Raw genomic sequence first — 5,863 nt, 5'->3', positions numbered from 1 at the left:
GGCGTCTTCGGCGGCATGCTCGTCATCTACAAGACGGGCGCGATCAAGGTCACCCCGCGCTTCACCAAGATGATCATCGGCGGCATCATCGGCGTCGCCGTGCTGATGCTGTTCAACCTGGTCATGGGCCTGTTCGGGGTCGACATGGGGCTGCGCAGCGGCGGCCCGATGGCGATCATCTTCTCGATCATCTGCATCGCCCTCGCGGCGTTCAGCTTCCTGATCGACTTCGACGCCATCGATGCGGCGATCAAGCAGGGCGCGCCGGCGAACACCGCCTGGTACTTCGCGTTCGGCCTGATGGTGACCCTGGTCTGGCTGTACCTGGAGATCCTGCGGCTGCTGGGCTACGCCCGGCAATAACGCCCGGCAAGAACGCGGCAGCAGCGCCCGGCAGAAGTGGTCGGGCGCCCGCCGACGGCCCCGTCCCGGCTCCCGCCGGGTCGGGGCCGTCGCGCATCCGGGGTCAGGCCGAGAGCGGCGGAGCCTCCTCGCCCGTCGCGACCGGGCCCGCCAGCTCGGCGATCGCGGCCGGCACGATGACCTCCATGGCGCGTCCGTACCCGGCGCCCGACGGGTGGAACCGGTCGGCGGCGAAGAAGTCCGGATGCCCGACGAACTGCGGGCTGACCAGCCGGGCCAGCGCCACCGGGTGCCCGCCGGCGGCCTGCACGGCGCGTTCCTGCAGCGCGGCCAACCGCAGGGACCAGGTGCTCAGCACGCTGCGCAGCGGCTGCGGGATGGCGGTGATGACGCCGAAGTCCGGGCAGGTGCCGACGACGACGGGCACGCCGCGGCCGGTCAGGGTGCCGACGGCGTCGCCGAGCTGGGCCGCCGAGCGCCACGGCGGCACCCGATCCCGCAGGTCGTTGCCACCGATCAGGATGACCACGATGGCCGGGTCGTCGGCGAAGCACAGGTCCAGCTGGCGTGGCAGGTCCGCGGTGCGCGCCCCGGTCAGGCCGTGCGAGCACAGCCGGACCGGACGCCCGAGGTGCTCGGCCAGGCCGCGGGCGACGATGACCCCCGGGAGCTCGTCGGCGGTCCGGACGCCGTAGCCGACCGAGGTCGAGTCGCCCAGCATCACCAGGGTGAGCGGCCGGCCGGCCGGTTCGTCGGAGGGCTCGACCCGGCTCCCGTCGGGCCGGTAGATCCCGTCGCCGTGCGGCAGCCGGACGTGCACGAGGTGGTCGGCGACCGCCTGTTGCGCGGCCGTCCCGCCGGGCACCGGCGGGGGCACCAGCGTGCCGTCGGCCAGGGCGGCGGCCAGCGCCGCCTTCTCGATGGACCGGGTGGTCGTCCAGGCCTGACCGATCAGCCCGACGACCGCGCTGCTCAGCCCGGCCACCACGCTCAGCCCGGCCACCGTCGCCATCGCGCGGCCGGGGACGCGGGGCACCGCCCGGGCGACACCGGCGCCCACCGGCGGGCCCGACACCCTGGTCGGGAAGATGCTCATGCCGTCCCTCCCTGTCCGTGACCGAGGGTCGGTGGCTCCTCGGTGGGCCGTTCCCGGACGGGCGACGGCCGTATGTTTGCCGCCGTTCACATTCGGTGGCTTCATTGTGCGCCGGGACCGGCCGGTCCCGCTGTTCCACGTCCGGACGACTCCCGGCGACTCCGGCCGCCGGGCCCCGGTCGCTCCGCCGCGACCGGTCGCCGGGCCGTCACCCCGTGGGGTGATCCGGTGATCGATCCGGGGACGCCCACCCGATCGCCGGCCACCGCCCCACGGCCGCGACGCCTCCCGTGACCCCGATCATCCCTGACCCCACAGAGCAGCCGATCCCCGCCCCTGATACCGCTGCCGGTGGCAACGCCGCCTGGCCTCCGGCAGACCCCTCCGGTGCTCGATGGTGGCCTCGCCAGCTCGGCCAACTAGCCTGACGATCGTGCGCTACGCCCCGTCCGTCGTGGACCTCATCGGCAACACCCCGCTCGTCAAGCTCGGCCCGCTGGCCGCCGATGTGCCGCCGCTGGTGCTGGCCAAGGTCGAATACGTCAACCCGGGCGGTTCGGTCAAGGACCGGATCGCCGTGCGCATGATCGACGCCGCCGAGCGGTCGGGCGCGCTCCGGCCCGGCGGCACCATCGTCGAGCCGACGAGCGGCAACACCGGTGTCGGGCTGGCCCTGGTCGCCCAGCAGCGGGGGTACCGGTGCATCTTCGTCTGCCCGGACAAGGTGAGCGAGGACAAGCGCAACGTGCTGCGCGCCTATGGCGCCGAGGTGGTGGTCTGCCCGACCGCCGTCGCGCCCGAGGACCCGACGTCGTACTACTCGGTGTCCGACCGGCTCGTGCGGGAGACGCCCGACGCGTGGAAGCCGGATCAGTACTCGAACCCGGAGAACCCGGCCAGCCACTACGCGACCACCGGCCCGGAGATCTGGCGGGACACCGACGGCCGGATCACCCACTTCGTCGCGGGCGTGGGCACCGGCGGCACCATTTCCGGCACGGGCCGCTACCTCAAGGACGTCTCGGCCGGCCGGGTCCGGGTGATCGGGGCCGACCCCGAGGGCTCGGTCTACTCCGGCGGCACCGGGCGCCCGTACCTGGTCGAGGGGGTGGGCGAGGACTTCTGGCCCAGCGCCTACGACCGGTCGGTGGCCGACGAGATCATCGCGGTCTCCGACGCGGAGTCCTTCGAGGTCACCCGGCGGCTGGCCCGGGAGGAGGGGCTGCTGGTCGGCGGTTCCTGCGGGATGGCGGTCGCCGCGGCCCTGCGGCTGGCCCGGGGGCTGACCGCGGACGACGTGGTGGTGGTGCTGCTGCCCGACGGCGGGCGGGGCTACCTGTCCAAGATCTTCTCCGACCCGTGGATGGCCTCCTACGGGTTCCTCGACCGGGAGGGCGAGGCCACGGTCGGTCAGGTGCTGCGGGGCAAGAGCGGCGAGCTGCCGGCCCTGGTCCACACCCACCCCAACGAGACGGTGCGCGACGCCGTGGAGATCATGCACGAGTACGGGGTCTCCCAGATGCCGGTGGTCAACGCCGAGCCGCCGGTGATGTCCGGGGAGGTGGTGGGGTCGGTCTCCGAGCGGGATCTGCTGGACGCGCTGTTCGCCGGCACCGCCTCGCTCGCCGACGCCGTGGTCCGGCACATGGCCGGCCCGTTCCCGCTGGTCGGCGCGGGCGAGGACGTGCCGACGCTGCGCAGCGCGCTGCAGGAACGGGACGCGGTCATGGTCATCGACGACGGCAAACCCGTCGGCGTGCTGACCCGGGCCGACCTGCTCGCGTTCGTCGCCTCCACCTGACGCGGACCGGACGCGAGCCGACGAGACCCGGTGGTGACCGGCACGCCCTACCATCGGGGGACGGGGTCGGCCGGCTCGTGCGGCCACCCTTCCGCGCGGTCCGCAGGAGGCGTCGTGACCTACCTTCCCGCTCCGTACGAGACGCCGGCGCAGGACGACCTGGCGGCGACCCTGGCGGCGGTGCTGACCACGACGGTGGCCGGCCTGACCGCCTGGACCCTCGGCTCCTGGTCGTACCGCACCGGCCGGTCGTTCTACGACGTCGTCACCGGGCCCGGCACCCCGAACCCGACGCCGACCCAGATGCAGTCGGTGCTGGTGGCCGCCGGGTGGGCCGTCGGCGCGCTGCTGCTGGGCCTGGGCGCGCTGTTCGTGCTGTTCCGCCGCGGCCGGAAGGCGGTCCTGCTCGGCGGGTTGATCGCCGCCGGCACGACCGCCCTGGCCCGGTTCGGGTTCGGCTACGGCGACACCGGGGCGCAGGTGCCGGTCGAGAACTGGCCGCTGTACTGGGGCGGGGTCGCCGTGGTGGTGCTGGCCGTGCTGCCGGCCACCGGCCGCTGGGTCGGGCGCAGCCGGGCCCGGCGTTCGCCCGAGATCACCGGCACGACCGCGTCCGGTGCGATCCTGTGGCCGGGCACCTGAGGGCGGCCGCCGGATCGCCGGGCACCCTCCTAGGGTGGCGGGTATGACTGACGCCCCCGGACCTCGCGGCGCGCACCTGCCGGGCTTCGCCACCCTGGCCATCCACGCCGGCCAGGATCCCGACCCGCTGACCGGTGCGGTCGCGGTGCCGATCTACCAGACCTCGACGTTCGCCCAGGACGAGGTGGGCAGCACCCGCGCGGGCTACGACTACTCCCGGGCCGGCAATCCCACCCGGACCGCGCTGGAGCAGGCGATCGCCGCGGTCGAGGGGGGTCGGTACGGCTACGCGTTCGCCTCCGGGATGGCCGCGGCCGACACCTACGTCCGCGCGGTGCTGCGGCCCGGCGACCACCTGATCATCCCGGACGACGCGTACGGCGGCAGCTTCCGGTTGATCGACAAGATCTGCGTGCCCTGGGGTCTGACCTACACGACCGTCCCACTCGGCGACCTCGACGCGGTCCGGGCGGCGATGCGCCCGAGCACCCGGGTGCTGTGGTGCGAGACGCCGACCAACCCGCTGCTGTCCGTCGCCGACATCGCCGCGCTCGCCACGATCGCGCACGACGGTGGCGCACAACTGTTGGTGGACAACACCTTCGCCTCGCCGTACCTGCAGCAGCCGCTCGCCCTGGGCGCCGACGCCGTGCTCCACTCGACCACCAAGTACGTCGGCGGGCATTCCGACGTCATCGGCGGGGCGCTGGTCACCGACGACGCCGGCCTGGCCGAGCAGCTGGCGTTCCACAGCAAGTCGATGGGCGCGGTGGCCGGACCGTTCGACGCCTGGCTCACGCTGCGCGGGCTCAAGACCCTGGCCGTGCGGATGGACCGGCACTGCGACAACGCCGAGCAGGTCGTCGAGCTGCTGACCGGGCACCCGCGGGTCGGCCGGGTCTACTACCCGGGTCTGCCCGACCACCCCGGGCACGACATCGCGGCCCGGCAGATGCGCCGGTTCGGCGGGATGGTCTCGTTCACCGTGCGCGACGGTCAGGAGGAGGCCCTCAAGGTCTGCCGGCGCACCCGGGTGTTCACCCTCGGCGAGTCGCTCGGCGGGGTCGAGTCGCTGATCGAACATCCCGGCCTGATGACGCACGCCAGCGTCGCCGGGTCGGCGCTGCAGGTGCCCGCCGACCTCATCCGGCTCTCCGTCGGCATCGAGGACGCCGACGATCTCGTCGCCGACCTGCGCGACGCGCTGGACTGACCGGCCGGCGCGGGCGGGACACCGGGATGGAGCGGGTCGACGTCGCGCGGGTCCGGGAGGCCGCGCGGGTGCTGCAGCCGGTCGTGCGGTACACGCCGGTGGAGACGTCGCGGCCGCTGCAGGAGGCGGTCGGGGCCGCGGGCCGCTTCCTGTCCCTGCGGGTCGACATCGCCGACCGGCCCGGGTCCCTGGCCGCCCTGTTGGCGCTGGTCGGTGACCTGGGTGGCAACGTGCTGGACGTCGAACACTCGCGGGTCGGCTCGTCACTGTCCCTGGGCGAGGTCGAGGTGGCGCTGCGCCTGGAGACCCGGGGCGCCGAGCACTGCGACCGGATCGTCGAAGCGCTCGGCGGGGCCGGCTTCCGGGTGCTGGAACGTCGGTAGGGGTGGGCTCAGCCGCTGAACGGCTTGGCCTCGATGACGCTGACCTTCTGGGTCCGGCCGTTGGGCAGGATGTACTCGCGCGACTCGCCGCGGGTGGCCCCGAGGATGGCCTGGCCGAGCGGGGACTGCGGCGAGTACACCGGCATCGAGCCGTGCACGCCCTCCTCGCGGGAGCCCAGGAGGAAGGTCTCGCGATCGTCGTCGTCGCCGTCGTAGGCGATCGTGACGACCATGCCCGGCTCGACCACGCCGTCGTCGGCCGGCGCGACGCCGACCTGGGCGTTGCGCAGCAGCTCCTGCAGGTGCCGGATCCGGCCCTCCTGCTTGGCCTGCTCGTCCCGCGCGGCGTGATAGCCCCCGTTCTC

7 protein-coding genes are annotated in these 5,863 nt (G+C 73.8%); 5 read left to right on the top strand and 2 right to left on the bottom strand.

Annotation, left to right across the window (positions count from 1 at the left end; all coding sequences use genetic code 11):
* A partial coding sequence (locus ACOJUF_RS19565) for a Bax inhibitor-1/YccA family membrane protein (RefSeq protein ID WP_420123494.1) occupies nucleotides 1-363 on the top strand: 363 nt, incomplete at its 5' end.
* A 103-nt stretch (nucleotides 364-466) separates the two neighbouring features.
* Here the strand turns inward: ACOJUF_RS19565 and ACOJUF_RS19560 are convergent.
* The gene (locus ACOJUF_RS19560) at nucleotides 467-1,459 is read right to left on the bottom strand and encodes an SGNH/GDSL hydrolase family protein (RefSeq protein ID WP_420123493.1); all 993 of its coding nucleotides are present in this window, start codon (nucleotides 1,457-1,459) and stop codon (nucleotides 467-469) included.
* Nucleotides 1,460-1,892: 433 nt separating this feature from the next.
* Here ACOJUF_RS19560 and ACOJUF_RS19555 point away from each other — a divergent pair, with 433 nt between their 5' ends.
* The 4 genes from ACOJUF_RS19555 (at nucleotide 1,893) to ACOJUF_RS19540 (ending at nucleotide 5,498) form a co-directional block, all read left to right on the top strand.
* Entirely contained in the window at nucleotides 1,893-3,260 is a 1,368-nt protein-coding gene (locus ACOJUF_RS19555; protein WP_420123492.1) for a cystathionine beta-synthase, read from the top strand.
* A 114-nt stretch (nucleotides 3,261-3,374) separates the two neighbouring features.
* On the top strand, nucleotides 3,375-3,902 hold the full coding sequence (locus ACOJUF_RS19550; protein ID WP_420123491.1) for a hypothetical protein: 528 nt from the start codon (nucleotides 3,375-3,377) through the stop codon (nucleotides 3,900-3,902).
* Nucleotides 3,903-3,945: 43 nt separating this feature from the next.
* Nucleotides 3,946-5,115, top strand: coding sequence for a cystathionine gamma-synthase (locus ACOJUF_RS19545; RefSeq protein WP_420123490.1), 1,170 nt, complete (start codon nucleotides 3,946-3,948; stop codon nucleotides 5,113-5,115).
* 26 nt (nucleotides 5,116-5,141) lie between these two features.
* Complete coding sequence (locus tag ACOJUF_RS19540; RefSeq protein ID WP_420123489.1) at nucleotides 5,142-5,498, top strand: ACT domain-containing protein; 357 nt, start codon at nucleotides 5,142-5,144, stop codon at nucleotides 5,496-5,498.
* Nucleotides 5,499-5,506: 8 nt separating this feature from the next.
* Here ACOJUF_RS19540 and greA read toward each other — a convergent pair.
* Nucleotides 5,507-5,863: transcription elongation factor GreA (gene greA, locus ACOJUF_RS19535; protein ID WP_420123488.1), on the bottom strand; the 357-nt coding region annotated here is incomplete at its 5' end.

Origin of the sequence: Nakamurella sp. (assembly GCF_048594475.1) — a bacterium.
Classification (GTDB): Bacteria; Actinomycetota; Actinomycetes; order Mycobacteriales; family Nakamurellaceae; genus Nakamurella.
The sequence above is the reverse complement of the archived record's forward strand: the minus strand, read 5'-3'. Positions and strand labels throughout refer to the sequence as shown.

Bases quoted from the DNA above. Each gene is read 5' to 3' on its own strand.
- ACOJUF_RS19560 (WP_420123493.1), bottom strand. From the start codon at position 1,459: ATGAGCATCTTCCCGACCAGGGTGTCGGGCCCGCCGGTGGGCGCCGGT.
- ACOJUF_RS19545 (WP_420123490.1), top strand. From the start codon at position 3,946: ATGACTGACGCCCCCGGACCTCGCGGCGCGCACCTGCCGGGCTTCGCC.
- ACOJUF_RS19540 (WP_420123489.1), top strand. From the start codon at position 5,142: ATGGAGCGGGTCGACGTCGCGCGGGTCCGGGAGGCCGCGCGGGTGCTG.